Raw genomic sequence first — 504 nt, 5'->3', positions numbered from 1 at the left:
AATTTAGAGAATCATCCTGTATAAACTGTTGGTCTAAAAAATCCTATAAGCTAAAAATTACTTATTTTTAGTCGAACAATAAAAGGGAATATTATATTATTGACTGAGTTTATATTACAAAGCAGTAGTAAAAATTTTGATTAATTCATAAAACTTAAGAAAAAAAGTCGGTAAATAGGGGTAAAAAGAGTGGTAGTGAATAAACTAATATCTTATGCCCGCTATTTCTTAGTGTTGCTCCTGATCATTTATGTCATATTGGCTTGGATGTACTTCAAAGACCATGCCGTACAGCTTACTTTATTTGGTTTATTGCTTTGGTTTGTCATTGTCCCGATATTATTGCTTGCCTTGATGCTAGCGCTTCGATGGAGACAAAAAAAAGTAGCAAGCAGTGCTGCCGATGTATCAGATATCAGTAGTGAGAAAAAAAGCCCCAAACCGCCGGATTCTTATAATTTGTTTATATACAGCAGCATTTGTCTGCCTGAAGGAGATAACTGG

The 504-nt window shown here is 33.7% G+C and carries 1 protein-coding gene; it reads left to right on the top strand.

The window, feature by feature from the left end:
• Window positions 1–195: 195 nt before the first annotated feature.
• On the top strand, window positions 196–504 hold a 309-nt coding region (locus tag ACS8FD_RS24970; RefSeq protein WP_439277822.1), incomplete at its 3' end, for a hypothetical protein.

The sequence above is a fragment of the Psychrobacter sp. 1U2 genome (assembly GCF_051847575.1).
This window is presented reverse-complemented; position numbering and strand designations above follow the sequence as displayed.